We start from the raw sequence: 24,654 nt of genomic DNA, 5'->3' as shown, positions 1-24,654 counted from the left end.
GGAGAAGCGGCGACGTGACGATGGAGGACCTGACGCGGCGGATCGAGTCGGGGATGTCGACGTATCCGGGCGACCCGCCGGTCGGGGTGACGCCGCACGCGACGATGGAGTCGGACGGCTACCGGGTGTCGTCGCTCCGCCTCGGCACCCACACCGGGACGCACGTCGACGCGCCGGCGCACACCGAGCCCGACGGTGCCACGCTCGACGAGTTCGAGCCGGCGGCGTTCCGGTTCGACGCGGCGCTCGTCGACGTCACCGACGTTGGCGCGCGCGAGGCGATACAGCCGTCGGCGGTTCCCTCCGAAGACGACTGCGCGGACGCCGACCTGCTGGTGTTCCGGACCGGCTGGGGCCGCCACTGGGGGACGGACCGCTACCGCGACCACCCGTTTCTCGCACCCGCGGCCGCGGAGGCCTGCGCCGACCGCGGCCTCGCCGTCGGCGTAGACACGCTGAGCCCTGACCCGACAGCCGCCGGCGCGGCGTCGCCGACGGACGAATCCCTCGAAGCCGACGGAGCGTCGACTGGAGCCAGCGGCGCGTCCGCGGAGGCCGACGGCGTCCCGGCGCACCACGCGCTGCTCGGCGCGGGGCTGCTAATCGTCGAGAACCTCCGGCTGCCGTCCACGCTCCCCGAGCAGTTCACGGTGCACGCGTACCCGCTCCGGGTGGACGCGGACGGCGCGCCGGTCCGTGCCGTCGCCGACGTCGCCGACGAGTGAGTCGTCACGGCCCGCGGAGCCGGCGGCGGGGAGACGCTCGACCGGGCGGAGGCTGCGTCGCCGTGACGTGCGTTCGGTTCACACGGCCGGGCAGTATTGAAAGCGTTTATACGGAGCCGCGGCCAACCGGTGTAGTACGACCTGTCCGGGGTCGTGACCCTCTCCGTCGGCAGGGATTTACAACGGCGGGGAAGTCGAGCCACCGGGCGGGACGGAGATACAACAATGTCAGTCTACGTCGACTACGATGTACCCGCGGACCTCGCGGAGCGAAGCCTCGAAGCGCTCGAGGTCGCCCGCGACACAGGCACCGTCAAGAAAGGCACCAACGAGACGACGAAGGCCGTCGAGCGCGGCAACGCCGAGCTCGTCTTCATCGCCGAGGACGTCGAGCCGGAGGAGATCGTGATGCACCTCCCCGAGCTCGCCGAGGAGAAGGGAATCGCCTACGTGTTCATCGAGACACAGGACGACGTCGGCCACGCCGCCGGCCTCGAAGTCGGCTCCGCCGCCGCCGCCATCACGGACGCTGGCGACGCGGAGGAGGACGTCGAGGACATCGCGGCGAAGGTCGAGGAACTCCGGTAATCGCCCATGTCGGCTGAAGAACAAGAGAGCGGCTCGACGCCCGCCGAGGTCATCGAGATCGTCGGCAAAACCGGGATGCACGGCGAGGCCATGCAGGTCAAGTGCCGCATCCAGGAGGGCGGCAATCAGGGTCGCATCATCACACGAAACGTCCTGGGTCCGGTGCGGGAGGGCGACATCCTCCAGCTCCGCGAGACGCAGCGCGACGCCGACTCCATCGGAGGACAGTAAATGCCCCAGCAACGAAACTGCGACTACTGCGGCGCCGACATCGAGCCCGGCACGGGCACGATGTTCGTCTCCACCGACGGCACAGTGACGCACTTCTGCTCCGCGAAGTGCGAGAAGAACGTCGACCTGGGCCGGGAAGCCCGCGACCTCGAGTGGACGGAGGCCGGCAGCGAATGAGCCACCACGACGAGCGCACCTTCGTGATGGTGAAGCCCGACGGCGTCCAGCGCGGCCTCATCGGCGAAGTCGTCGGCCGCCTCGAGGACAAGGGCCTGAAGCTGGTCGGCGCGAAGTTCATGCAGATCGACGAGGACCTCGCTCACGAGCACTACGGCGAGCACGAAGGCAAGCCGTTCTTCGAGGGGCTCGTCGAGTTCATCACGTCCGGCCCCGTCTTCGCGATGGTGTGGGAAGGCGCGGACGCGACCCGGCAGGTCCGCCGGCTGATGGGCGACACGGACGCGCAGGAAGCCGCGCCCGGCACCATCCGCGGCGACCTCGGCAACGACCTCGGCCACAACGTCATCCACGGCTCGGACCACGAGGACGAGGGCGCCAACGAGCGCGAAATCGACCTCTTCTTCGACGAGGACGAACTCGTCGACTGGGAGCTCGACTCCGCCTCGTGGGTGTACGAGGACGCCGGCGACCACTAACCCCGGAACGCACCCGTTCCGACTTCTTCAGTTCTTCAGCCCGACAGCGACGCCGCCCGCCGCTACCCGGAGCCACCCGGTGCCGCCGAGACGTCCGGGGGCGGCCGCGGCCCGGGTCACGACGAACCGCCCGAATCCGTCTCCGGTATCAGTAGCTTACAAACCCGGCGCCGCCGACACCACACGCATGGTCACGTTCCTCGCCGGCGGCACCGGCACGCCGAAGCTGCTCGACGGTGCCGCAGCGGTCTTCGACCCCGCCGACACGGCCGTCGTCGCGAACACCGGCGACGACGTCGAACTCGGCGGGCACCTCGTCTGCCCGGACGTCGACACGGTGCTGTTCTCCGAGGGCGGCGTGTTGAACCGGGAGCGCTGGTGGGGCATCGACGGCGACACGACGGAGACGCACGACGAACTGCACCGGCTGGCGGACGCCGCCGGATTCGACGCCGGGTCGCGGTACCTGCCGGACGACGCACAGACGGCCGGCCGCGACATCGCGCGGTGGCGCCGGTTCTCCGGCGTCGCGGAGTTCATGGAGATCGGCGACCGCGACCGCGCGGTCCACGTCACCCGGACCGGGCTGCTCGACGAGGGCCGGACGCTGACAGAGGCGACGCGGACGCTGGCGGAGGCGTTCGGCGTCGACGTCGACCTCGTGCCGATGAGCGACGACCCGGTCGCGACGCTGATTCACACGCCCGACGGGACGCTGCACTTCCAGGAGTACTGGGTGGCCGAGCGCGCCGAGCCGACCGTCGAAGACGTGGAGTTCCGGGGCGCCGACGACGCCGAGCCGTCCCCGGCGGCGCTCGACGCGCTCGACGACGAGGTGGTCGTCGGGCCGTCGAACCCGGTCACCAGCATCGGGCCGATGCTCGCCGTCCCGGGGTTCGAGGCGGCGCTTCGCGACACGACGGTGGTCGCGGTGTCGCCGTTCGTCGAGGACGACGTGTTCTCCGGGCCGGCCGCCGACCTGATGGCCGGCGTCGGCGAGGAGCCGAGCACCGCCGGCGTCGCCGACGTCTACCCGTTCGCGGACGCGTTCGTCCTCGACGACGCCGACGGCACGGACCTCGACCGGCCGGTCGTCCGCACCGACACCCGGATGGACGACGCCGCGGACGCCGAACGGGTCGCCGAAGCCTGCGCGGAGGCGCTGGAGGTGGCCGGGTGACCGACCGACGCCCGTCCGACAGGGTCGGCTCCGAGGAACGAGCCGAGTTCGGCGGCTTCGAGCCGCGGGTCGCCGCCGCCAGCCTCTCCGGCCGGTCGGACGCCGACTGGGCGCTCGCGGCGGAGCAGTTCGTCGGCGCCGCGTTCCTCGGCGGCGTCGCGCTCGACGCCGACAGCCGCGAGGCGGCGCGGGAGATGGTCGCGGACCGCGACCGCAACGAGTTCCTCCCGGACGACCCGCTCGACTGGGTCGCCGGCCAACTGGACGCGCTCGCGGACGCCGACCTGCACGCCGCCGTGAACGTCAGAAGCACGACCGTCGACCCGGTTCGGGCGGCGGGCGCGGTGTGCGCCGCTCGCGGCGCGACGCTGGAGGTGAACGCCCACTGCCGGCAGGCGGAGCTCGTCGACGCCGGCTGCGGGGAGGCGCTGCTCGCGGACACCGACAGGCTCGCCGAGTACGTCGCCGCGGCGGCAGCGACCGGCGCGACCGTGAGCGTGAAGGTGCGCGCGGAGGTCGACGGCGTGGACCTGCGGGAGACGGCGCGCCGCGTCGCCGACGCGGGCGCAGCCGTGATTCACGTCGACGCGATGGACTCGGAGGGCGTCGTCGCCGACGTGGTCGACGCCGCGCCGTCGCTGTTCGTCGTCGCGAACAACGGCGTCCGCGACGCGCGGACCGTCCGGGAGTACCTCGCGTACGGCGCCGACGCGGTGAGCGTCGGCCGGCCGAGCGACACGCCGCGCGTGCTGCGCAGCGTCCGCCGCGCGGTCGACGACTGGGCCGCCGAGGAGGGACAGGCGCGATGACCGGGGACGACTCGTCGCAGTCGCAGTCGCCGTTCGAACCGCGGCCGCGCGGCGCGGCGGCGAACGCCGAGTTGGCGCTACTGCTCGAAGTCGCCGGGACGCCGAAGCCGGGGAACGTCGACCGGCACCGCGACGCCGCCGACCTGCGGTTCGACCACTTCCTCGCGGGCGCGGTCGGCGCGCGCCCCGGACTCGAACGCGCCGCGGCGGGTGACGCACTCGGCGAGGCGTTCGAGACCGCCGTCGCGGGGATGAGCGACCAGTCCGGCGGGAACACGCAGTTCGGCTGCCTGCTGCTGTTGACGCCGCTCGCCGCGGCCGCCCGCGACGACGCGCTCTCCCCCGACGGCGTCCGCGAGGTGTGTCGGTCGACGACCGTCGACGACGCCGCCGGCTTCTACCGGGCGTTCGAGTACGTCGACGTCGCGGTCCCCGACCCGCCGGCGGACATGGACGCCCTTGACGTCAGGCGCGGCGCGGACGCGGTGCCGACGGTTCGCGAGCGCGGCCTGACGCTGTTCGACGTGCTGGAGCGCTCCGCCCCGGGCGACGCGAACGCCGCGGAGTGGGCGTCGTCGTTCCCGCGGACGTTCCGCGCCGCGGAGGCGATACTCGACGACGACGGCCCGCCGACCGACCGCGGCGCGCGGGCGTTCCTCGACCTGCTCGCGGAGCGCGAAGACACGCTCGTCCGAACCCAGCACGGCCCCGACGTCGCCCGCGAGGTGCGCGACCGCGCCGCCGACGTCGACTCGCTGGAGGAGGCCGAGGCGTGGGCCGACGAACTCGCCGAGCGCGACGTGAACCCCGGGACGACAGCGGACCTGACAGCCGCGGCGCTGTTCGTCGCGCTCGAACGCGGACTGGAGGTGTGACCGTGCGCGACGACCGGAACCCCGGCGACGGAGGCGACGTCGGAACCGACCGGAACCCCGGCGGCGACGCGCCCGACTGGCCGGTTTCGCTCCGCGGCGTCACGGAGTCCGTCGTCGCGACGCGCGGCCCGAACGGTCGGTGGAACCTCGCCGCGCTCGGCCTACACGCGCCCGAACACGACGGCCGCGACGCCGACGCGCCCGTCCGGGCGCGGACGTGGGGGCGGACGCGGACGCGGCGGAACTTCGCGGAGCGCGGCGGCGGCGTCGTCCAGTTCGTCGCGGACCCGCGGGACTTCGTCGACGCCGCGGTCACGGTGCGCGAAGAGCCCGAGCCGGTGGTCGACTCCGCGGACGCGTGGGTCCGCGTCGACGCAGAGCGCGTCGACGCCGGCGAACGCGGCGGCACCGAGTGGGTCGACTGGCACCTCCGGCCCGGCGAGGGGTCGGTGGAGCGGACCGCCGTCAGGACCGTCAATCGCGGCTTCGGCGCGGTCGTCGAGGCCACGGTCGCGGCGTCGCGGCTATCCGTGCCGGCGTACGACACCGAGGCGCTGCTCGACCGCCTCGTCTACTTCGCCGACGTCGTCGAGCGCTGCGGCGGCGCCCCCGAACGGGAGGCGTTCGCGACGCTGACGGCGGAAACCGGGTGGCGCGACCGGCTCGACGGCGACGACTCGGAGTGACTCGTCGCGGCTCCGTCCGTTCGGCCGGCTGGCCGGCGGTGGCCGTCCGGTTCGGAACGAACGCTTTTAGTTCGTCTTCGTTGAACACCACACCATGGCAATCAAACCGAAGTACGTCAAGCAGCTCGCCACCGCCCTGCTGGAGAAGTACCCGCAGTCGTTCAACGCCGACTTCGAGACGAACAAAGAGAGCGTCGAGACCCTGACGAACGTCGAGTCGAAGGGCGTCCGCAACCGCATCGCCGGCTACATCACCCGGAAGAAGGCCGGTCAGGCCGCCTCGGCGTAACGCCGCGTTTTCTGCCTCGACGTCGACGCGCCGAGCGATAGCGTCGGCCGACTCGATTGGCTCGACTCGTCGGAGGCTGACGGTGGACTGTCGGTCGGTGGGGCGGCGGCGTCCACAACCGACACCTTAACCGAGCAGCGGAACGCCTCACCCGGTATGTCGACTTCCTCGCTCGCCGACCGGGTCGCCGCGTCGCCGGCGAAAGCGTACGTGCTCGGCGTCGGCGCGGCGCTGCTCGCGCTCGTCGCCGGGTCGCTGCTGTTCCCGGAGACCGTCTACGACGGCTTCGTCTGGCACTACTTCTGGGGGCCGGTGCAGGCGGACGCGCACTCGGCGACCTGCGCGATTCGGCAGGCGGGCGACACCGTCTACCTGTACTCGCAGTCGGACTGCGCGGCCGCGGCCGAGCCGGTCGCGTACCCCGGCTACACGCTGGTCTCCGAGGTCGGCTACGTCGTCACGCTCGTCGTGGCGCTGTCGGGGGTCGTGCTGCTGCTCCGCCGGCTCGACCTGGCTCGCACCGTCGACTTCTACTACGCGCTGGTCCCGTACTTCGTGTTCGGCGGCGCGCTCCGCGTGCTGGAGGACGCCGACAACCGGATGGCGGACGTCGCGCTGTTCCCGTACCCGTGGAACACGCTGCTCATCAGCCCCATCATCTACTTCACCGTGTTCGCGCTGACGCTCGTCGCCGTGGTCGCGGCGGTGTGGGTCGCTCGCCGCGGCGTCGTCGAGGAGTACCGGCGGCCGCTGTTCTGGTTCGGCGTCCTGCTGAACGTCGGCTCCATCGGCTACCTGGCCTCGCTCGCGCTCGCCCCCGACAACCCCGTGACGTTCTACCCGCAGGTCATCACGGTGATGCTCGTCGGCACCGCCGCCGCGACCGCCGCGACCTGGTACCTCACGAAGGCGTTCGTCCCGTGGGTGCACGAGGCGACCGGGAAGGCCGGCATCGTCGTCATCGCAGCGCACGCGCTCGACGGCGTCGCCAACGTCGTCGGCCTCGAGTACATGGACGTGCTCGGCGCCGGCCAGGACCTCATCCCGAAGCATCCGGTGAACGCCTTCATCGTCGACGTCACCGGAGCGGTCTGGCCGTTCCTCCTCGTGAAACTGGTCGCCGCCGTGGCCGTCCTCGCCATCTTCGAGCAGGAACTGTTCGACGAGTCGCCGCGGTACGCCGTCCTGCTGCTCGTCGCCGTCACCGCCGTCGGGATGGGTCCCGGGACGCGCGACATGCTCCGCGCCACGTTCGGCGTCTGAGACGCATCGGCTGGGACGCTGGACGCCGCGGCGACGCTCTCAGTTCTCCCGTCACACTCCGACGGAGCCGATCGTTCTTCCCCCGTCAGTGCGCGGACATCTCGGAGACGACGTTGACGCAGTAGACGCCGGCGACGATGAGGAGAATCCCGACGACGCCCGCCGGGTCGACCTGTTCGTCGAAGAGGACGACGCCGACGGTCGCGACGCCGACGATGCCGAGCGCGGCCCACGTCCCGTAGACGACGCCGAGCGGCAGTTCTTCGAGCGTGAGCGACACCAGGTAGAACGCGGCGCCGTAGCCGACGACGACGCCGAGGCTCGGGAGCGGCTCCGAGAAGCCCTCCGACAGTTTCAGCGACGTCGTTCCGACGAGTTCGGACAGAATCGCCGCGCCGAGCAGCACGTACGGATTCATATGCGGCCCTCCTCGCGGCCCTCCGTCAATTTTCTGAATTATGCCGGGCGGCCCACCGACGGCCTCGCAGGTAGACTCCGCCGAACGGCCGAACTGCAGAACGAGAGGACGGAAGGTTCGGACGCAGGGCCGCGGTCGCGGCTCCTTCGGGCTATTCGAGGACGACGAGGACGTCGCCCATGTCGACGGAGTCGCCTTCGCCGACGAGGACCTGCGTGACGGTGCCGCCGCGGTCGGCGACGACGTCGTTCTCCATCTTCATCGCTTCGAGCACGCAGACGACGTCGCCGGCGGCGACTTCGTCGCCCTCCTCGACATCCACCGAGAGGATGGTTCCCTGCATCTCGGCCTCGACGGTTTCGCCGTCGCCCTCGACGACGACCTCCTGCTCGTCTGACTCCTCGGCGACGTCGGGGCGCTCCATGCCGCCGCTGCTGCCGCCGCCGGCCGCCTCGGGCGTCGGGATGTCGGGCGCGCCGCGCTCTTCGAGGCTGACCTCAAACCGCTTGCCGTTCACCTCGACGGTGAAGTCGCGCTCCGTCGTCTCCGCGGCTTCCTCGCCGGATTCGGCGTCGCCGGTGCCCCAGCGCTCCTGGGCGTCGGCGACGCGGCCGGCGTCCAACTCTTCGTCGAGGTACTTCGTGGTGTGGAGGCCGTCGACGAACCGGTCGTCGGTGAGCATCAGACGGTGGAACGGGACGATGGTGACGACGCCCTCGACGTCGTACTCGGCGAGCGCGCGCTTCGAGCGGGCGATGCACTCCTCGCGGTCCGCGCCCCAGACGACCAGTTTCGCGATCATCGAGTCGTAGTCCGTCACCAGGTCGTCGCCCTGCCGGAGCGCGTCGTCGAGCCGGACGCCGATGCCGCCCGGCGGGTCGTACGTCTCCAGCGAGCCGCCGGTGGCCGGCGCGAACTCGTCGGCGGCGTTCTCGGCGTTGATGCGGAACTCCATCGCGTGGCCGTCCAGTTCGACGTCGTCCTGGGAGAACTCGAGTTCCTCGCCGGCGGCGACGCGGAGCTGCTCTTTCACGATGTCGATGCCGGTGAGCTCCTCCGTCACGGTGTGTTCGACCTGGATTCGGGTGTTGACTTCGAGGAAGTAGAAGTTCGCGTCGCCGCCGAGCGGCTCGTCCGGGTCGCGCTCGGGGTTCTCCTCGACGAGGAACTCGACGGTGCCGGCGTTGTAGTAGTCGGACTCGCTGACGCCGCGCCGGGCCGCCTCGCCGATTCGCTCGCGGAGCTCCTCCGAGAGCGCAGGCGACGGCCCCTCCTCGATGACCTTCTGGTGGCGGCGCTGCAGCGAGCAGTCGCGTTCGCCGAGGTGGCGGACGTTTCCGTGGCGGTCGGCGATGATCTGGACTTCGACGTGCCGCGGCGTCTCGAGGTACCGTTCGAGGTAGACGGAGTCGTTCGAGAAGTACGCCTCGCCTTCGCGCTTCGCGGATTCGAGCTGTTCTGCGGCTTCCTCCGCTGACTCGACGACCTTCATGCCGCGGCCGCCGCCGCCGCCCTCCGCTTTGATGGCGACCGGGTAGCCGTGCTCGTCGCCGAACGCCTGCACCTCCTCGGCGGTGTCGACCGGGTCGGTGGTCCCGGGGACGATGGGGACGTCGGCCTCCTGCATCACCGTCCGCGCCTTCGTCTTCTCGCCGAGCGTCTCCATCGCGTCGGCGCTCGGCCCGACCCACGTGACGCCGTCGGTGGCCTCGACGGCCGCCGCGAACTCCGCGTTCTCCGCGAGGAAGCCGTAGCCCGGATGGATGGCGTCGGCGCCCGCCTTCTCTGCGGCCTCGATGACGGCCTCCTGGTCGAGATACGAGTCGGCGGCCCGCGCCGGCCCGACGTTGTACGCCTCGTCGGCGTACCGGACGTGCCCGGAGTGCTTGTCCGCCTCCGAGTAGACGGCGACGGTGTCGATGCCGAGTTCCGCGCAGGCCCGCATGACGCGGACCGCGATTTCGCCGCGGTTCGCGACGAGCACCTTCTCGAACATTCTTACCGACGGTTCGGGGAAGTGCCTACTCAAACCGTCGGTTCGGGTTCGTCTACTCGGAACGAAGAAACGGTTGACAGAACGGGTGCGTCGTCGCCCCGCGGCTCAGAACCGGTCGGTTCGGCCGGCGGCCGTCCAGTCGTCGGTCGGCGCGCCGTCCGGGACGCGGCCGGCGCAGCCGCCGACCGCGTCGACTCGCCCGGCGAACCGCCAGCGGTCGCCGTCCCACGTCTCCACCGCGTCGCCGGCTGCGGCCGCTGCAGCGGCGGCGGCTTCGTGGTCCCGGAGGTGCGCGCCGACCGCCGCCGCGATGGCTGCCGCCTCCGCGTCGTCGGCGTCCGCCGGGATGTCGAGCGCTGCGGCGAGGCCGTCCGCGGTGCCGTCTGGTACGGCGTCGCCTGCTGCCGTGTCGCCGTCGGCGGATGCGTCGCCGTCAACGTCGCCGTCGGCGGACGCGTCGCCGTCCGAGTCGTGCGGTGCCATCAGATCGGGATGTTGCCGTGTTTCTTGTCGGGGTTCGACTCGCGCTTCGACTTCAGCATCTCCAGGTCGGCGACGAGCCGCGGCCGGGTCTCCGTCGGCTCGATGACGGCGTCGAGGAACCCCTTGTCGGCGGCCGTGTAGGGGTTCGCGAACTCCTCGCGGTACTCCTCGATGAGTTCGTCGCGGCGCGCCTCGGGGTCGTCCGCCTCCTGCAACTGGTCGCTGTAGAGGATGTTGACGGCGCCCTGCGGCCCCATCACGGCGATTTCAGCGGTCGGCCACGCGTAGTTCACGTCGCCGCCGATGTGTTTCGACGCCATGACGTCGTAGGCGCCGCCGTACGCCTTCCGCGTGATGACGGTGAGAAGCGGCACCGTCGCCTCCGAGTAGGCGTACAGCAGCTTCGCGCCGTGCCGGATGATGCCGTCGTGCTCCTGGTCGGTGCCGGGCATGAACCCGGGGACGTCGACGAACGACACGATGGGGACGTTGAACGCGTCGCAAAAGCGGACGAACCGTGCGGCCTTCTCGCTCGCCTCGATGTCGAGCGTCCCGGCGTTGACGCGCGGCTGGTTCGCGACGACGCCGACGCTGTGGCCGTCGAGCCGCGCGAACCCGGTGACGATGTTCTTCGCGAAGCCGGCGTGCGTCTCGAAGAACGACCCTTCGTCGACGACGCTGTCGACGACGTTCGTCGCGTCGTACGGCTTCCGTGGCTCGTCGGGCACGATGGTTTCGAGCTCCTCGTCGCGGCGCTCCGGGTCGTCCCACGGGTCGACGCGCGGCGGGTCCTCGACGTTGTTCTGCGGCAGGTACGACAGCAGCCGCCGCATGTCGTCGAGCGCGTCCTCTTCGGACTCCTCGGCGAAGTGGGCGACGCCGGAGGTGGATGCGTGCGTCGTCGCGCCGCCGAGCTCCTCGAAGCTCACCTCCTCGCCCGTCACGGTCTTGATGACCTCCGGGCCGGTGATGAACATGTGGCTGGTGTCTTTCACCATGAACGTGAAGTCCGTGATGGCGGGCGAGTAGACGGCGCCGCCGGCGCAGGGGCCCATGATGGCTGACAGCTGCGGGATGACGCCGGAGGCGGCCGTGTTACGCTCGAAGATTTCGCCGAAGCCGGCGAGCGACTTCACGCCCTCCTGGATGCGGGCGCCCGCGGAGTCGTTGAGGCCGACGACCGGCGCGCCGACGTCCATCGCCTTGTCCATGACCTTGCAGACCTTCTCGGCGAACACCTCGCCGAGCGACCCGCCGAACACGGTGAAGTCGTGTGCGAACACGAACGTCTTCCGGCCGTTCACCTCGCCGTAGCCGGTGACGACGCCGTCGCCGTACAGCTGCTGTTCTTCCATCCCGAACGAGTGGGTGTCGTGCGTCCGGAACTGGTCGAACTCGTGGAACGTACCGTCGTCGAGGAAGTAGTCGATGCGCTCGCGCGCCGTCATCTTCCCCTTCTCGTGCTGGCGTTCGATGCGGTCTTCGCCGCCGCCTTTCTCCGCCTCTGCACGCTTTTCGCGCAGCTCGTCGATCCGGTCGTCCATCGTCACCGCCGACCACCTCGCGCGGACACGACTGCGTTCATTCGTTGCCGGAAACGTCCGGTCAGCCACTCCAAAAGGGTTCCGTAATCCGAAATCCGTTCGCGCCGCCGCACGACGCGGACCGGCGCCCCGCCGACCCGGCTCAGGCGGCGTCGTGGTCGGCGATGAACGCGTCGATGCGCTCCCACGTCAACTCCGCGCGCGCGCCGACTTCACAGGAGGCGATGGCGCCGCAGGCGTTCGCGACCACGATGGCGCGGTCGTGGTCGGCGCCGTCGGCGCGCGCCGCGAGGAAGCCGGAGGCGAACGCGTCACCGGCGCCGGTCGTGTCCAGCGGCTCCACGTCGAAGCCGGGGTGGCTGTACGTGCGGCCGTCGACGCGGACCTCGGCGCCGTCGGAGCCGCGCGTGACGACGAGCGTCGCGCCCTCGCGCAGCACGTCGAGGCCGTCCTCGTTCACGAGCACGGTGGCTTCGCGCTGGTTCACGAACACGGTGTCGGCGAGCGCCAGTGTCTCCGCGAAGTCCCGGTCGGCGAGCGTCCGGCCCGGCGAGAAGCTCACCGGGACGTCGGCGTCGCGGCCGCGGCTCGCGAGCCGGGCGGCGACGGCGGGCGGCTGGTTCGTCAGGTGGAGCAGGTCGAAGTCGGCGACGTCGACGGCGAGGTCGGCCGCGTCGTACGCCTCGTTGGCGCCGCGGTTCGACAGCACCATCACTTCGCCGTCGCCGTCGACGACGAGGTACTTCACGGCGGTGTCGCCGTCGGCCTCGACGAGGTGCGTCTCGACGCCGGCGCGCGCCAACTCCCGGCCGGCGAGCATCCCGGACTCGTCGTCGCCGACGGAGCCGAACAGCGAGGCGTCGTGGTTCAGCGCCGCGAGGTTCACCGCGACGTTGGCCGCGGAGCCGCCGCCGGCCTGGTGCTGCTGCTCGATGGTGACTTCGCCGTCGGGCGCCGGGAGCCGGTCGACGCGGAGGGTCACGTCCCAGTTGACGTGCCCGGCACACAGCGCCCGCATCACTCCTCCCACGGCTTCGCCGCCGACTCCCCGAACAGTTCGCGCATCAGCGTCACGATGCTCTCGGGCGGGAACTGCCCGGACTCCGTGACGATGGCGTCGACGTACCGCGGCGGCGTCACGTCGAACGCCGGGTTCTCGACGTCGATGTCGCCGATGTCGGCGCGCTCCTCGTCGCTCACCAGTTCGGACTCGTCGCGCATCTCGATTTCGACGGTGTGGCCGGTGAGCGTGTCCGGGTGGAACTTGATGGTCTGAGCCGCGACCATGATGGGCGTGCCGCGTTCGCGGGCGTTCACGGCGAGCCCGGACGTCCCGATCTTGTTGACGACGCCGCCGTCGGCGGCGATGGAGTCCGCGCCGACGAGGACGTGGTCGACCTCGTCGAGGTAGCGGCGCGCCGCCGAGTCGACGACGAGCGTCACCGGGACGCCCATCTCGCGGAGCTGCCGCGCCGTGATGTGGCCCTGGTTCCGCGGCCGCGTCTCCTTCACGATCGCCGAGACGTCCTTCCCCTGCTCGACGGCGGCTTCGACGCACGCCAGCGCGTCCGTCGAGTGGCAGTGCGTCATCACCGTGTCGCCGTCGCGGAGGCGGTTCGCGCCGACGCTCCCGAGTTCGTCCTGCGCGGTGTCGAGCCGCGTCCGGAAGGCGTCGGCCGCCTCGACGACGGAGGACTGCAGCGCCGGCACCGTGCCGCCGTCCATCCGGCCGAGCACGTACCGGAGCGCGTTCGGCAGCGACACGGCCGTCGGCCGCGTGTCGTACAGCCGCCGCCCCGCCGCGCGCATTGTCTCCCTGAACGCCGCGGTCGACTCGGCGTCCGTCTCGCGGGCCTGTTCGGCGAGCGCCTCCGCCGCCGCCGCGGCGATGGTCGCCGCGCCGCGCGTCTCCATCGTCGCGATGGCCTCGGCGGTCTCCTCCAGCGCGTCACACAGCGCCGGGTCGTCCGTGTCGGTCATGGCCTCCGAGTTGGCGGCGCCCGGCCTTGAGTGGTTTGGGTGGCGAGGCGAAGAAACCGAGCGCGAGGACGGCCGGCCGAGTCGTCAGTCGTCCGCGGGCGCGGCGTCCTCCGCGGCCGGCACGTCGATTTCGCCGGCGTCGAGTTCGGCCTCGACTTCGCGGGCGGCCTGCACGAGGTTCTCCATCTTCCCGTAGGCGGCCTCGCGGGGGAGCAGTTTCAGCCCGCAGTCGGGCGAGACGGTGAGCTTGTCCGGGCCGACCACCTTCAGCCCCTGTTCGATGTTCCGCTTGATTTCGGCGACGGACTCCACGTCGGCGACGTGGGCGTCGACGACGCCGAGCGCGAGGTCGGGCGCGAACTCGCCGTCCGCGAACACCTCGATCTGCTCGTAGCCGCCGTTGCACAGTTCGACGTCGAACTCGTCGATGGGGTAGTCGTTGATTTCCGGGTAGATGCGGGAGTAGTCGCCGTAACAGACGTGCAGGCCGATGCGGACGTCCTCCGGGATGTCGGCGACGATGCGGTCGAGACACTCGCCGACGATGGCGTGGTCGTCGGGCGTCGTCGCGAGCGCCGGCTCGTCGATCTGGATGTAGCGCGCGCCGGCGTCGACCAGTTTCTCTATCTCCTCGTTCACGAGGTCGGCGAGCGCGTACGCCAAGTCCGCGTCGGTGTCGTACGCCTCATTGAACGCCCAGCGGGCGAGCGTGTACGGCCCCGTGATGGGGACTTTGACCGGCCGGTCGGCGACGCCGGCGGTGAACTCGAACTCGTCGACCAGCCACGGCTCGTCGTAGGCGACGTCGTCGACGACGGACGGCTTGTCGAAGTAGTTGTGCCCCCACACCTTCACGGGGCCGTTGAACTCGTAGCCGTCGATGCGCTCGGCGAAGAACTCCACCATCTCCTCGCGGCGCATCTCGCCGTCGACGACGGTGTCCAGCCCGGCGCGTTCGTGTTCGTGCGTGATGACGCGGCAGGCGTCGTCGTGCGCCTCGGCGAGGTCGTCGGCGTCGAACTTTGAGTCGTCGTCCTCGGCGAGGTCGTTCGCGCGGTTCAGCCACTTCGGCTTCGGGTACGACCCGACGACGGTGGTCAAGAGGAAGTGGTCGGCGTCGTGGCCGTCCGGCCGGAACTGCTCGCGGTTCTCGGGGTTCCGGCTCACGCTTCCACCTCCGTCGTCGCGGCCAGGTGAGCGCCCTCGGCGAGCGCGTCGAGCTTCGCGAGGTGCTTGTTCACCGGCAGGTAGAACGACTCCGTGTTGTACGTCGCGTACGTCGTCTCGAACTCCTGGGCCGGAATCTGTCCGTGCGTCCACGCGACGCGCTCGGCGACCGTCTCGGCGGCTTCGACCTTCGTGTTCTGGCCGTCGACGACGCCGAGCGAGATGTCGGCTTTCGTGCCGTACTCGTTGATGCATTCGAGGTTCGCCTCGCGGTCGGCGCCGACCAGGTCGAAGCCGATGGCGTCGACGTCGGCGTCCATCAGGTGGGCGTACGGCTTCTCCTCGAACGCCTCCCAGTACGTCTGCACGACGACGTCCGCGTCGGTCGCGGCGGCGACCTCGTCGACCGCCTCGCTGGCCGGCTCCTGCAGGTCGTCGTCGGGGGCGTCGGTGACGAAGCTCGGTTCGAGCAGGAACAGCGTCTCGTGGGCCGGGAACGCGTCGATTTCGCCGGCGAGGAACTCCGCGACGGCGGCGAGGAACTCGCGGTCGTCGCCGTAGTGCTCGTCCGAGGCGAGTTCCGCGAGCGTGTACGGCCCCGGGAGGACGGCCTGCACCGGCGCGTCGTCGCCGAGCAGTTCGGCGGCGGCCGACAGTTCGTCAGCGACGTCGCCGGAGAACGTCAGGTCGTCGACGACGCGGGGGTCGCGGTAGAAGTTGTTGTTGTCGTAGTACCGGACGATGCCGCCGGTCTCGACGCTGTCGTGGACGGTCAGCGGGTGCGCGAGCATGTCGTCCCAGCGCGCCTGCCCTTCGACGATTCGGTCGAGGTCGGCGTCGCGCTGATCGGAGACGACTTCGCTGCGGACCCGGTCGTAGGCGTCGGCGACGTCGCCGGATTCGTCGCCGGAGACGAGGTCGGCTTTCTGGTGGCCCTTCAGGTCCGATAACTCCGATTTCGCCCAGTCGGGCAGCGGGAACAGCCCGAGCGTGGTCGCGACTGCGTCAGTCATCGAACTGTCGTTCGAAATGCCGACGCATAATACTTGCTAAACCAATGAATTACCTTCAGTTATTCTCTCGGCGTGAGCGCGAGCACCGACAGCGACTCGAACGGGTACGACTCCTCGACGACCGTCTCCGCGTCGAAGCCCGCGTCGACGGCGTACTCGACGACGGCGCCGAAGCCGGTGAGCGACGACACGAGCAGCAGCACGACGCCGCCCGGCCGGAGCACGCGGGCGACGTCGTCGAGGAACGGTTCGATGAGTTCACGGCCCGACTCGCCGCCCGACAGCGCCGCCTCCTGCCAGTCGTCCCACTCGGCGTCCGGGTCGGTCGGCAGGTACGGCGGATTGAACAGTACCGTGTCGACGCTGTCCGCTGCGAACGGCGCGAGCAGGTCGGCACGGACCGCCTCGACGCCCCGGTCGCGCGCCTGCTCGCACGCGTGCGGGTTCACGTCGCTTCCGACGACGCGCTCCACGTCGGCCCGGTCGCGCACCTGCGCCGCCACCCAGCCCGACCCGGTGCCGACTTCGAGCGCGACGCCGCGCGCCCGCTCCGCGCCCGCCTCCGCGAGCAGCCCCGAGTCCTCCGCCGGCGCGTACACCGGGTCGCCGAGACCCCGACGCGCCGCCAGCGCGTCCCGCGACGCGGTCGACTCGGCGTCGCCGTCGCTGCCGTGGTCGCGGTGGGCGCCGTCGCTGCCGTCGCTTCCGCCGCCGTCACTCCGCATCGGATTCCTCCGCGGGGTCGACGCCGCCGTCAGTATCCCGCGCCGACGCGTCGACCGCGTCGGCGACGCGGAGGCCGCCGGTCTGGGCGCGGCCGGACAGTTCCCGCTGCGGGAACGGGATTTTGACGCCGGCCTCGTCGAACCGCTCTTTCACCGCGGCGATGACTTTCGTCCGTGCTTTCCACATCTTCCGGGCGCTCGGGTTGCTGATGTAGAATCGGAGTCGGAGCACGACCGCGGAGTCGCCGAACTCCGCCAGCACGACGTGCGGGTCGGGCTTGTCGAGCAGCAGGTCGTGGCCCGTCATCGCCTCCTCCGCCAGTTCCATCGCGGTTTCGAGGTCGGTCGTGTAGTCGACGCCGACGTCGACGTTCACGCGGAGCCGCCCCTGCCGGCTCCGATTGATTATCTCCTCGCTCGTCACGATGTCGTTCGGTATCATCGCGTACTCGTCGTCGAACGTCCGCAGCTGCGTGTTGACGATGGTGATGTCGGTGACGATGCCCTCCTGGTCGCCGATTTCGACCCAGTCGCCGAGCTCGAACGGCCGGGAGAATAGGACGACGAACCCGGCGAGCACGGCGCCGAGCGTCTGCCGAGCGGCGAGTCCGAGCACGATGCCGGCGAACCCGGCGCCGACGAGGAGGCCGCCGATGTTGACGCCCCACATCCCGAGGACGACCAGCAGCGCGAACACGTAGACGCTAACCTGCACGACGTGGTGGGCGATCTCCTGCTGGTGTTCGGAGATGCCGCCGCGCTCCGTGCCGACCCGGTGGATTACGCGCCTGGTGAGCCGCGTCACCGAGTAGGCGCCGGCGAGAATCGTGACGGTGAAGACGGCGCGGACGACGTCTCTCCCGCCGAACTCGAACGATTCGAGCAGCGCGTTCACCTCGCCGCCGCCGCGCCACACGACGACGAAGAACACGCCGACCAGCCCCGTGAGAACCGCCGTGACGGCCGCCTGCGTTGCCTCGACCGCGGTGTCGTTGAATCGGTGCTTCATCGCCGGGCCGAGCCGGCGGACCGAGTCGCTGACGCCGACCAGCAGCGCGGCGACGAGCAGCGTCCCGAGGAACTGCGACTCCAGCGTCGGGAACAGCCGGTGGATGGCGTCCACGACGCTGGGCGGCAGAATCGGGCCGAACGGGGCGCCGCCCGCCGCGGTCGACGTCGCGGTTCCGGCTCCGGAAGACGCTGCGGTCGCCGTCTCCGTCGCCGAGCCGCCCGACTGCATTATTGGCCCTCACCCACGTCGCTGACGTCGGCGGCGACCGCCGCCAACTCGGCGAACCGCGCCGGCGACAGCTCCCCGGGCCGCTTCCGGAGCGTCTCCTCGTCCAGCGCGTCCACCACGGCGTCCGGCGACTTCAGCCCGGAGATGTGCGCCGTGTTCCGGACGGCGTTCCGGACGTTCTTGCGGCGCTGGGTGAACAGCGCCTTCACGAACCGCAGGAAGAACGCCTCGTCGTCCACCTCGTAGTCCGGGTCGCGCGGCGTACACCGGACGACGGCGCTCTCGACGCGCGGCTTCGGGTCGAACGCCTCCGGCGGCACGGTCTCGACCAGTTCGACGTCCGCGTAGTGCTGTGCCGAGACGGAGAGCCGGCCGTACTCGGACGTCCCCGGCTCAGCCACCATCCGCTCTGCGAACTCCTTCTGGAACATCAAGACGAGCGGTCGGTCGAGCGGCAGCAGCCGGAACGCAACCTCGGAGGAGACGCCGTACGGCAGATTGGACACGCACGCCGTGAACGCCGGGAGGTCGACGTCGAGCGCGTCGCCCTCGACGATTTCGAGGCGGCCGTCGGCGACCGCGTCGGCGAACTCCTCGCGGAGGAACGAGACGAGCCGCGTGTCGCGTTCGACGACCGTGACCCGGTCGGCGACGGCGAGCAGCCGGTCGGTGAGCGCGCCGGTGCCGCCGCCGATTTCGAGGACGTGCGACCGGTCCGCGTCCGCCGGGAGGTAGCCGGGGACGCGGTCGAGCACGCGGTCGTCGACGAGGAAGTGCTGGTCCTGGTCGGGGTCGCCGCCGACGCCGGCCCGCTTCCGGAGCCGGTCCGGGTCGCGGAACGACCGCGCGGACTCGGAGTCAGTCATTGGGACGTGATTCGCGGCCGCGCGCCGTAAATCCGTCTATGACTGTGCCGCGGCGTCGACGCCAGCCCGGCGCGCGTCGACGGCGGCGAAGGCGATGCAGCCGGCGAAAGTGGTGCGGTCGTCGCGGCGACTCACTCCCCGGACGAACTGTCGCCGCCGACGAACGCTCGGTACTTCAGGTCGTCCTCGCGGATCTCCTCGACGATTCGCTCCACCAGCAGCTCCTTCGGCCGGTGCAGCCCGGAGACGCGGTCTTCGAGGTCCTCGAACGACTCGAACGGGCCGCGCTTCCGCTCGTCGAGGATGTTGTTGCGGAGCTTCTTCCCGATGCCGGGGAGCAGATTCAGCCGGTGGAGCCGGAGCGTGATGGGCTGTGCGTCGTTGTAGAAGTCGACGAACCGCTGTTCGTCGCCGTCGACGATGGCTTCGACCGCGTACTCGACCTCCTGGGTCGCCGCCCGCGTCAGGTCGTCGTATTCGACCTCGCGGAACCGTTCGACGGCGTCGCGGGCGTCCGCCGGCGCGATGGCGACGCGGTCCGCGAAGCCGACGTCCGCGTCCGGTTCGAGGGTGAGTTCGTACAGCCGGAAGTCGCGTTCGCCGAGCGCGTACGCCACCGGCGACTTCTTGTTCCGCGGCCGGTTGTCGTCCGGCTTTCCGGTCGGCAGGTGGTCGAGCACGACCGCGTACCGCGGCTCGTCGCGTCCCTCCGCCTCACCGTCGCTGGCGGTCTCACCGGGCGGTTCTTCCCCGGTCGCTGCGTCGCCGGCGGTGTCAGACGTGTCAGAGTCAGTCATACCGCGAGAGTGAACGGGGACGGACTTAAAAGGTGGTCGCCGTCGGTCAGGCGTACTTCGCGACGACGTTCAGGATCTCGTCCAGTTCCTCGCCGTCGAGCGCGTACCGCTCCTGGGCGTAGACGGCGCGAAGCTCGGTCCGGTCGCGCGGAAGCAGGTCGGCGATCTTGTACGCCTGCGCCTCGTCGACCTTCTCGAGCTCCTGGAGTTCGTCGACGAGGCTCCGGGCGTCCTCCGCCGAGAGGAACGCGAACTGGTTGACGTGTTCGATGGCGCGCGCCAGTTCGTAGCGGAGCTCGCGGTCCTCGTCGGCCGCGCGCTCCGCCTCGACGTCCTCGAGGAGTTCTTTCGTCTCGGAGACGGTGAGGTACTCCTCGTCGAGCTTCTCCTTGAAGATCGTCATCTATTCCGTTTGCTCGCGGAGGTGCGCCGGCTTCGCGATGATGGTCTTCGTCTTCCCGCCGTCGGTGATTTCGACCTTGTAGGCGGCGCCCTGCTCGCCGACGACGGTGCCGGTGTGGCCGTTGAACCGCGGGTGGAACCGACCGTCGTTCACGGACGGGTCGAGCGTGAGGTGGACCTTCTGTCCCTCCTCGAACTCGGCGATGGCGCGCTGAGGCGGCGACGTACCGCGTTCTCGGGGCTTGTTCGACAGCTTTCCGCGCGTGCCTTTGAGGGGGCCGTTCGAGCTCGGCATAATCGTACGGGTGTGTTCAGCGGACGCAGGTATAAATGGTGCGTTCTTCCGTGCCGGCGTGCCACCGTGACACGCGCGGCCGGTCACAGCACGACGTCGACGACGTCGCCCTGCCCGGCGCGCCGCACGACCGCGCGGACGAAGTCCTTGACGCCGGCGAGGTTGTCCGAGTCGCCGTCGAGCACCAGCAGTTTGGCGTCGCGGCCGGGTTCGACGAGCCCGCAGTTCAGCCCGGCCACCTCGGCGCCGTTCACCGTCGCCATCCGCAGCACTTCGAGCGCGGAGGCGTCGGTGAGCTTCGCGGCGAACTCCATCTCGCGGAACATCGACGGCGAGTTCAACATCACGTTGTCGGTGCCGAGCGCGACCGTGGTCCGGTCGAGCAGTTCGCGGAGCGGCGGGACGCCGACGTCCGTGACGAGGTTCGACCGCGGGCAGACCACGACCGGGGTTCCGACGTCGGCGAGCCGGTCGAGGTGGTGCGGTTCGGGGTGGACCATGTGGACGAGGTGGTCGGGGTCGAGGTCCATCGCGGCGTCGACGTCGTACGGGTCGCGTTCGCCGGCGTGGATGCCGAACAGTTTCCCGGCGTTCCGGGTCGCGGTGCGTTCGGCGTCGAAGTCGGCGTCGCGTGCGCCGCTGGCGCCGAAGCCGTCCGCGCCGTCGTGTTCCATCGCCGCCACCGTCTCGCGTCCCAGGACGACCGACCGAATCTGGAGGCCGCCGCCGGCTTCCCGGATGAGGTCGACGCCGTCGACGCCGCCTTCGCGGAACTCGACGTGCGCCGCCGTCCCGGTCTGCTGCATGAACTCCAGCGAGCGCCGCATCGCCACGGCCTTCTCCTCGCGGCTCGCGTCGCGGAGCAGCCGGTGTTTGAGGCCGTCCGGCGGCGCGACCAGTTCGTCCAGCGACAGGCCGCGACCCGCCTCCTTCGCGATGGAGTCGCCGATGTGGGTGTGCGCGTTCACGAACGCCGGCAGCACGACGTCGTCGGAGGCGACGGGCTCCTCCTCGATGGCCTGAATCGTGCCGTCCTCCACGACGACGGTTCCCTCGACGGGTTCGAAGTCGCGGCCGACCAGTATCGTCCCCTCGTACGTCTCGGTCGCCGACTGCTCCCCGGCCGGCTCCGTGGTCTCGGCGTCGCGGCTCATGCGTTCTCCTCCGGGCTTCCGTCCTCGAACTGGTCGAGCGTGACGTGGAGCCGCTGTCTGACGTCGCTGACGAGCGCGCCGTCGATGTCGAGGCCGAGCCGCTCCGCCGCCGCGGAGCCGACCCGTTCTGTGGCGTCCGCTCTCGTGTAGACGCCGAGCCGCCACTGGCCGCGCTGGGCGGTGCGGAGCGCCGTCACGAGCGGCGACTGGTCTTCGAGCCGCCGGACTTCGCCGTTCACCAGCACCTCCGAGGTCGACTCTTTCATCTCCGGTTCGGCGGGGACGTCGATGATGACGTCCGTCGCCGGGAGGTCGCAGTCGTCGGCGATGTCCCGCTCGACCCGCCGGATTTCGTCGTGGTCGGCGCGGCGAATCGACTCCGGGACGTCGTCGTACTCCGCCCAGACGGCGCGCTTGAACAGGTCGCGGTGGTCGTACCGCCGCGCGAACTCGGCTGTCTCGTCGGTGTCTCTGAGCGCGGAGACGAGCGCCGGGTCGTCCATGCGGCGCACCGTCGTGGCGTCCACGTCGGACACGTCGATGAGCCGCTCGGTGGCCCGGCGGAGCATCGCCTTGGAGATGCGGGCGACGTGGTGGGCGTACACGGTGGGGTTCATCAGCGCCCGCGCGACGAGCAGCGACTCGGCGGTCTGGACGTTCCCCTCGGCGAGCACCAGTTCGCCGTCGGCGAAGGTGAGTTCGCGGATGAGCCGTTCGTGGTCGATTGTGCCGTACGGGACGCCGGTGTGGTGGGCGTCCCGGACCAGGTAGTCCATCCGGTCGACGTCCAGCTCGCCCGACACCAGCTGGCCGTACTGGCCGTCGCCGCCGATGAGCCCGGCGACGTTCGCCGGGTCGAGGCCGTGGTCGACGAGCACGTCGCCGACCGCCGAGTCGACGATGAGGTCGTCGACGTCGTCGTGGTACCGGCCGGTGTGTCGGTGGAGGAGCTCCTCGACGTTGTGGCTGAACGGGGCGTGGCCGACGTCGTGCAGCAGCGCCGCGGCGCGGACCCGCTCGGCCTCGCGGCCCTCGACGCCGAGGTGCTCGAGCGCGCGGTTCGCGAGGTAGTAGACGCCGAGGCTGTGCTCGAACCGGGTGTGGTTCGCGGACGGGTACACCAGTTTCACGGTGCCGAGCTGTGCGATGCGGCGGAGCCGCTGCACCTGCGGCGTGTCCAGCAGGTCGGCGGCGACGCCGTCGATGGTGATATGGTCGTGAACGGAGTCCTTGATGGTCGTCACGCCGCGGCACCTCCGGCGCGCGCGGTGGCGGCGAGACGCCGTCGGTACCCGGCGCCGTCGCGGTCGAAGCCAGTCATACCCGTCCGTTCGCCGTCATCCCGTAAAAACCGTCCGCGATTCGGCGTCGCATTCAGCGTCGCTTCGGTGTCACGTTCGACGTCGCGTTCGGCGGCCGGTCGGGGCCGTCGACGAGGCCGCTGGGTCCGAGCGCAGAGCCGGTGAGCGTGCCGAGCCGAAGAGAACGCCGAGCGGTTCCGTACCGAAGTGCTCCGTCGTCAGGGGACGTCCGCGCGGACGCCGAGCACGTCCTCGGTCGCCGCGGCGACGGCGGGGACGTGCTCCTCGGGCGCGTACACGCCCATCCGCCACTGTGCGCGCTGGGCGGCGCGCAGCCCCGAGACGAGTTCGGAGGCGTCTTCGAGCCGCTGCGGGACGCCGTTGACGACGACGCGGCTCCCGGCCTCGGTGAACGTCGGCCTGCTCGGGACGTCGACGATGACGTCCGCCGGGTCGACGCCGGCGACGTCGGCGACGTCGCGCTCGGCGTCGCGTTCGTCGGCGTGCCGGAAGTCGACGACGTCCGCGGGCGTCGCGCTGAGGTCGGCCCAGGCGGCGCGCTTGTACAGGTCGCGGTGTTCGATGCGGCGGCCGAGCGCCGGGACGCGCTCGCGGAGCGCGACGAGCAGATCGTGGTCCGCCATCCGGCTGAACTCCCGCACCGTCGGCCCGTCGTCGGCGTCGAGCAGCCGCTCGGAGGCGCGCTCCAGCATCGCGCCGGCGATGCGGGAGACGTGGTGGCGGTACACCGTCGCGTCCATCAGCGCGCGGGCGAGCAGCAGCGACTCGGCGGTCTGGACGTTCCCCTCCGCGAGCACGAGCGCTCCGTCCTGGTACTGGAGTTCGCGGACGAGCCGTTCGTGGTCGATTGTGCCGTACGGGACGCCGGTGTGGTGGGCGTCCCGGACCAGGTAGTCCATCCGGTCGACGTCAAGCTCGCCGGACACCAGCTGGCCGAGTTCGCCGTCGCCGCGGACGATGTCGGCGACTCGGCCGGGGTCGAGGCCGTGCCTGTCGAGCACCGCACCGGCGTCGGTGTCGCCGAGCAGCCCGCCGATTTCGTCGTGGTGGCGGCCGGCGCGCCGCCGGATGACCTCCTCGGTCTGGTGGCCGTACGGGCCGTGGCCGACGTCGTGCAGCAGCGCCGCGGCGCGGAGGTGTCGCGCGCGGTCGCCGTCCGGGTCGACGCCGAGGTGCTGGAGGGCGCGGCTCGCGAGGTGGTAGACGCCGAGGCTGTGCTCGAACCGGGTGTGCGACGCGGAGGGGTAGACCAGCCGGACCGTCGACAGCTGCTTGATGTGCCGGAGCCGCTGGAAGGCCCGGGTGTCGAGCAGGTCGACGGCGACCGGGTCGAGCGTGATGTAGTCGTGGACGCTGTCCTTGATGGCCTTCATGCGGAGATGGAGACAGTGCGCGCGGTCGCCGTGAAATTCTGTCGGTCGCGAGTCCTCGCGGTCGGCGGCGGACAGTCAGGCGGGCAGGAGGGGGATGGCTCAGATGGGGACGCCGGACTCCTCGTAGTCGGTGCCGAGGATGACCATGGTCTGCGAGCGGTCGAAGCCGTCGGTGGCGGCGATTTCGTTGAACATCAGTTCGCGGAGGCCGTCGGTGGACTCGGCGTACACGCGGAGCATCACGTCCCACTCGCCGGTGGTGAGGTGGACTTCGCGGACGCCGTCGATGCCGCGGAGCCGTTCGAGCGCGTCCTCCTCGTGGCCCTGTTCGACGCGGAGGCCGACGAGCGCGGAGACGCCGTAGCCGAGCTGTGCGGCGTCGACGTCCGCGTGGTAGCCCCGGATGACGCCGGCCTCTTCGAGCCGCGACACGCGGTCGTGTACCGTCGCGCTCGACATGTCGATGCGGCGCGCAATCTCGCTGAACGGGGTGCGTGCGTCCTCCTGAAGCGCCCGCAGAATCGCCCGGTCCGTCTCGTCCAGTTCCATATCTCGGAGTCGCGCGGGGCGTACTTCG

The 24,654-nt window shown here is 70.7% G+C and carries 28 protein-coding genes and 1 pseudogene; 11 read left to right on the top strand and 18 right to left on the bottom strand.

Going from position 1 to position 24,654, the window contains the following annotated elements; genetic code table 11:
• Window positions 1-14: 14 nt before the first annotated feature.
• The 11 genes and pseudogenes from ACQUST_RS12305 to ACQUST_RS12255 all read left to right on the top strand — a co-directional run bounded on the left by ACQUST_RS12305 (window position 15) and on the right by ACQUST_RS12255 (window position 7,302).
• Complete coding sequence (locus ACQUST_RS12305; protein ID WP_435128920.1) at window positions 15-725, top strand: cyclase family protein; 711 nt, start codon at window positions 15-17, stop codon at window positions 723-725.
• A 225-nt stretch (window positions 726-950) separates the two neighbouring features.
• Complete coding sequence (rpl7ae, locus tag ACQUST_RS12300; protein WP_435128917.1) at window positions 951-1,313, top strand: 50S ribosomal protein L7Ae; 363 nt, start codon at window positions 951-953, stop codon at window positions 1,311-1,313.
• A 6-nt stretch (window positions 1,314-1,319) separates the two neighbouring features.
• A complete protein-coding gene (locus ACQUST_RS12295) occupies window positions 1,320-1,544 on the top strand; it encodes a 30S ribosomal protein S28e (protein WP_435128914.1) in 225 nt (74 codons plus the stop codon).
• Window positions 1,545-1,706, top strand: a pseudogene (locus tag ACQUST_RS12290) (50S ribosomal protein L24e); the annotation flags it as partial. It abuts the gene before it with no gap.
• Between the two features lie 11 nt (window positions 1,707-1,717).
• Window positions 1,718-2,200: a nucleoside-diphosphate kinase gene (gene ndk, locus ACQUST_RS12285; protein ID WP_435128912.1), complete on the top strand. Its 483-nt coding sequence runs from the start codon at window positions 1,718-1,720 to the stop codon at window positions 2,198-2,200.
• A 187-nt stretch (window positions 2,201-2,387) separates the two neighbouring features.
• Complete coding sequence (cofD, locus tag ACQUST_RS12280) at window positions 2,388-3,380, top strand: 2-phospho-L-lactate transferase (protein ID WP_435128909.1); 993 nt, start codon at window positions 2,388-2,390, stop codon at window positions 3,378-3,380.
• Window positions 3,377-4,189, top strand: coding sequence for a tRNA-dihydrouridine synthase (locus ACQUST_RS12275; RefSeq protein ID WP_435128906.1), 813 nt, complete (start codon window positions 3,377-3,379; stop codon window positions 4,187-4,189). Before cofD ends, ACQUST_RS12275 begins: the two co-directional genes overlap by 4 nt.
• Window positions 4,186-5,064 (top strand): triphosphoribosyl-dephospho-CoA synthase, encoded by an 879-nt coding sequence (locus ACQUST_RS12270; protein WP_435128903.1) that lies wholly within the window; start codon window positions 4,186-4,188, stop codon window positions 5,062-5,064. The genes ACQUST_RS12275 and ACQUST_RS12270 overlap by 4 nt, the downstream gene beginning before the upstream one ends.
• A gap of 2 nt (window positions 5,065-5,066) precedes the next feature.
• Window positions 5,067-5,750, top strand: a complete 684-nt coding sequence (locus ACQUST_RS12265; protein WP_435128900.1) for a DUF447 domain-containing protein — start codon at window positions 5,067-5,069, stop codon at window positions 5,748-5,750.
• A gap of 94 nt (window positions 5,751-5,844) precedes the next feature.
• The gene (locus ACQUST_RS12260; protein WP_435128897.1) at window positions 5,845-6,039 is read left to right on the top strand and encodes a 30S ribosomal protein S17e; all 195 of its coding nucleotides are present in this window, start codon (window positions 5,845-5,847) and stop codon (window positions 6,037-6,039) included.
• Between the two features lie 156 nt (window positions 6,040-6,195).
• A complete protein-coding gene (locus ACQUST_RS12255) occupies window positions 6,196-7,302 on the top strand; it encodes a DUF63 family protein (protein WP_435128894.1) in 1,107 nt (368 codons plus the stop codon).
• Between the two features lie 85 nt (window positions 7,303-7,387).
• Here the strand turns inward: ACQUST_RS12255 and ACQUST_RS12250 are convergent, their stop codons facing one another.
• The 18 genes from ACQUST_RS12250 to ACQUST_RS12165 form a co-directional block, all read right to left on the bottom strand.
• Window positions 7,388-7,720, bottom strand: coding sequence for a DMT family transporter (locus ACQUST_RS12250; RefSeq protein WP_435128891.1), 333 nt, complete (start codon window positions 7,718-7,720; stop codon window positions 7,388-7,390).
• Between the two features lie 151 nt (window positions 7,721-7,871).
• Window positions 7,872-9,716 (bottom strand): acetyl-CoA carboxylase biotin carboxylase subunit, encoded by a 1,845-nt coding sequence (locus ACQUST_RS12245; RefSeq protein WP_435128888.1) that lies wholly within the window; start codon window positions 9,714-9,716, stop codon window positions 7,872-7,874.
• A 105-nt stretch (window positions 9,717-9,821) separates the two neighbouring features.
• A complete protein-coding gene (locus ACQUST_RS12240; RefSeq protein ID WP_435128885.1) occupies window positions 9,822-10,199 on the bottom strand; it encodes a hypothetical protein in 378 nt (125 codons plus the stop codon).
• Window positions 10,199-11,743 carry an acyl-CoA carboxylase subunit beta gene (locus tag ACQUST_RS12235; protein ID WP_435128882.1) on the bottom strand — a complete coding sequence of 515 codons (1,545 nt, stop codon included), beginning with the start codon at window positions 11,741-11,743 and terminating at the stop codon, window positions 10,199-10,201. The genes ACQUST_RS12240 and ACQUST_RS12235 overlap by 1 nt, the downstream gene beginning before the upstream one ends.
• A 142-nt stretch (window positions 11,744-11,885) precedes the next feature.
• Complete coding sequence (locus ACQUST_RS12230) at window positions 11,886-12,764, bottom strand: carbohydrate kinase family protein (RefSeq protein WP_435129352.1); 879 nt, start codon at window positions 12,762-12,764, stop codon at window positions 11,886-11,888.
• On the bottom strand, window positions 12,761-13,723 hold the full coding sequence (locus ACQUST_RS12225) for a ribose 1,5-bisphosphate isomerase (RefSeq protein WP_435128879.1): 963 nt from the start codon (window positions 13,721-13,723) through the stop codon (window positions 12,761-12,763). Before ACQUST_RS12225 ends, ACQUST_RS12230 begins: the two co-directional genes overlap by 4 nt.
• A gap of 84 nt (window positions 13,724-13,807) precedes the next feature.
• A complete protein-coding gene (locus ACQUST_RS12220; protein WP_435128876.1) occupies window positions 13,808-14,890 on the bottom strand; it encodes a methionine synthase in 1,083 nt (360 codons plus the stop codon).
• A complete protein-coding gene (locus ACQUST_RS12215) occupies window positions 14,887-15,903 on the bottom strand; it encodes a 5-methyltetrahydropteroyltriglutamate--homocysteine methyltransferase (RefSeq protein ID WP_435128873.1) in 1,017 nt (338 codons plus the stop codon). Before ACQUST_RS12215 ends, ACQUST_RS12220 begins: the two co-directional genes overlap by 4 nt.
• Window positions 15,904-15,962: 59 nt before the next feature.
• Window positions 15,963-16,628 carry a HemK2/MTQ2 family protein methyltransferase gene (locus ACQUST_RS12210; RefSeq protein ID WP_435128870.1) on the bottom strand — a complete coding sequence of 222 codons (666 nt, stop codon included), beginning with the start codon at window positions 16,626-16,628 and terminating at the stop codon, window positions 15,963-15,965.
• Window positions 16,618-17,868 (bottom strand): mechanosensitive ion channel family protein, encoded by a 1,251-nt coding sequence (locus ACQUST_RS12205; RefSeq protein WP_435128867.1) that lies wholly within the window; start codon window positions 17,866-17,868, stop codon window positions 16,618-16,620. The genes ACQUST_RS12210 and ACQUST_RS12205 overlap by 11 nt, the downstream gene beginning before the upstream one ends.
• Complete coding sequence (locus tag ACQUST_RS12200; RefSeq protein ID WP_435128864.1) at window positions 17,868-18,734, bottom strand: 16S ribosomal RNA methyltransferase A; 867 nt, start codon at window positions 18,732-18,734, stop codon at window positions 17,868-17,870. The genes ACQUST_RS12205 and ACQUST_RS12200 overlap by 1 nt, the downstream gene beginning before the upstream one ends.
• A 131-nt stretch (window positions 18,735-18,865) precedes the next feature.
• Window positions 18,866-19,531: a DUF655 domain-containing protein gene (locus tag ACQUST_RS12195; RefSeq protein WP_435128861.1), complete on the bottom strand. Its 666-nt coding sequence runs from the start codon at window positions 19,529-19,531 to the stop codon at window positions 18,866-18,868.
• A gap of 46 nt (window positions 19,532-19,577) precedes the next feature.
• Window positions 19,578-19,934: an RNA polymerase Rpb4 family protein gene (locus ACQUST_RS12190; RefSeq protein WP_435128859.1), complete on the bottom strand. Its 357-nt coding sequence runs from the start codon at window positions 19,932-19,934 to the stop codon at window positions 19,578-19,580.
• Window positions 19,935-20,228 carry a 50S ribosomal protein L21e gene (locus ACQUST_RS12185; RefSeq protein WP_435128856.1) on the bottom strand — a complete coding sequence of 98 codons (294 nt, stop codon included), beginning with the start codon at window positions 20,226-20,228 and terminating at the stop codon, window positions 19,935-19,937. It lies immediately after the preceding gene.
• An 83-nt stretch (window positions 20,229-20,311) separates the two neighbouring features.
• Window positions 20,312-21,382, bottom strand: coding sequence for an amidohydrolase family protein (locus ACQUST_RS12180; RefSeq protein ID WP_435128853.1), 1,071 nt, complete (start codon window positions 21,380-21,382; stop codon window positions 20,312-20,314).
• On the bottom strand, window positions 21,379-22,626 hold the full coding sequence (locus ACQUST_RS12175; protein ID WP_435128850.1) for an HD domain-containing protein: 1,248 nt from the start codon (window positions 22,624-22,626) through the stop codon (window positions 21,379-21,381). Before ACQUST_RS12175 ends, ACQUST_RS12180 begins: the two co-directional genes overlap by 4 nt.
• 275 nt (window positions 22,627-22,901) lie before the next feature.
• The gene (locus ACQUST_RS12170; RefSeq protein WP_435128847.1) at window positions 22,902-24,077 is read right to left on the bottom strand and encodes an HD domain-containing protein; all 1,176 of its coding nucleotides are present in this window, start codon (window positions 24,075-24,077) and stop codon (window positions 22,902-22,904) included.
• A gap of 99 nt (window positions 24,078-24,176) precedes the next feature.
• Window positions 24,177-24,626 carry an Lrp/AsnC family transcriptional regulator gene (locus ACQUST_RS12165; protein ID WP_435128844.1) on the bottom strand — a complete coding sequence of 150 codons (450 nt, stop codon included), beginning with the start codon at window positions 24,624-24,626 and terminating at the stop codon, window positions 24,177-24,179.
• Between the last annotated feature and the right edge of the window lie 28 nt (window positions 24,627-24,654).

This window comes from Halobaculum sp. D14, assembly GCF_051195135.1.
GTDB lineage: Archaea > Halobacteriota > Halobacteria > Halobacteriales > Haloferacaceae > JBNTKA01.
The sequence above is the reverse complement of the archived record's forward strand: the minus strand, read 5'-3'. Positions and strand labels throughout refer to the sequence as shown.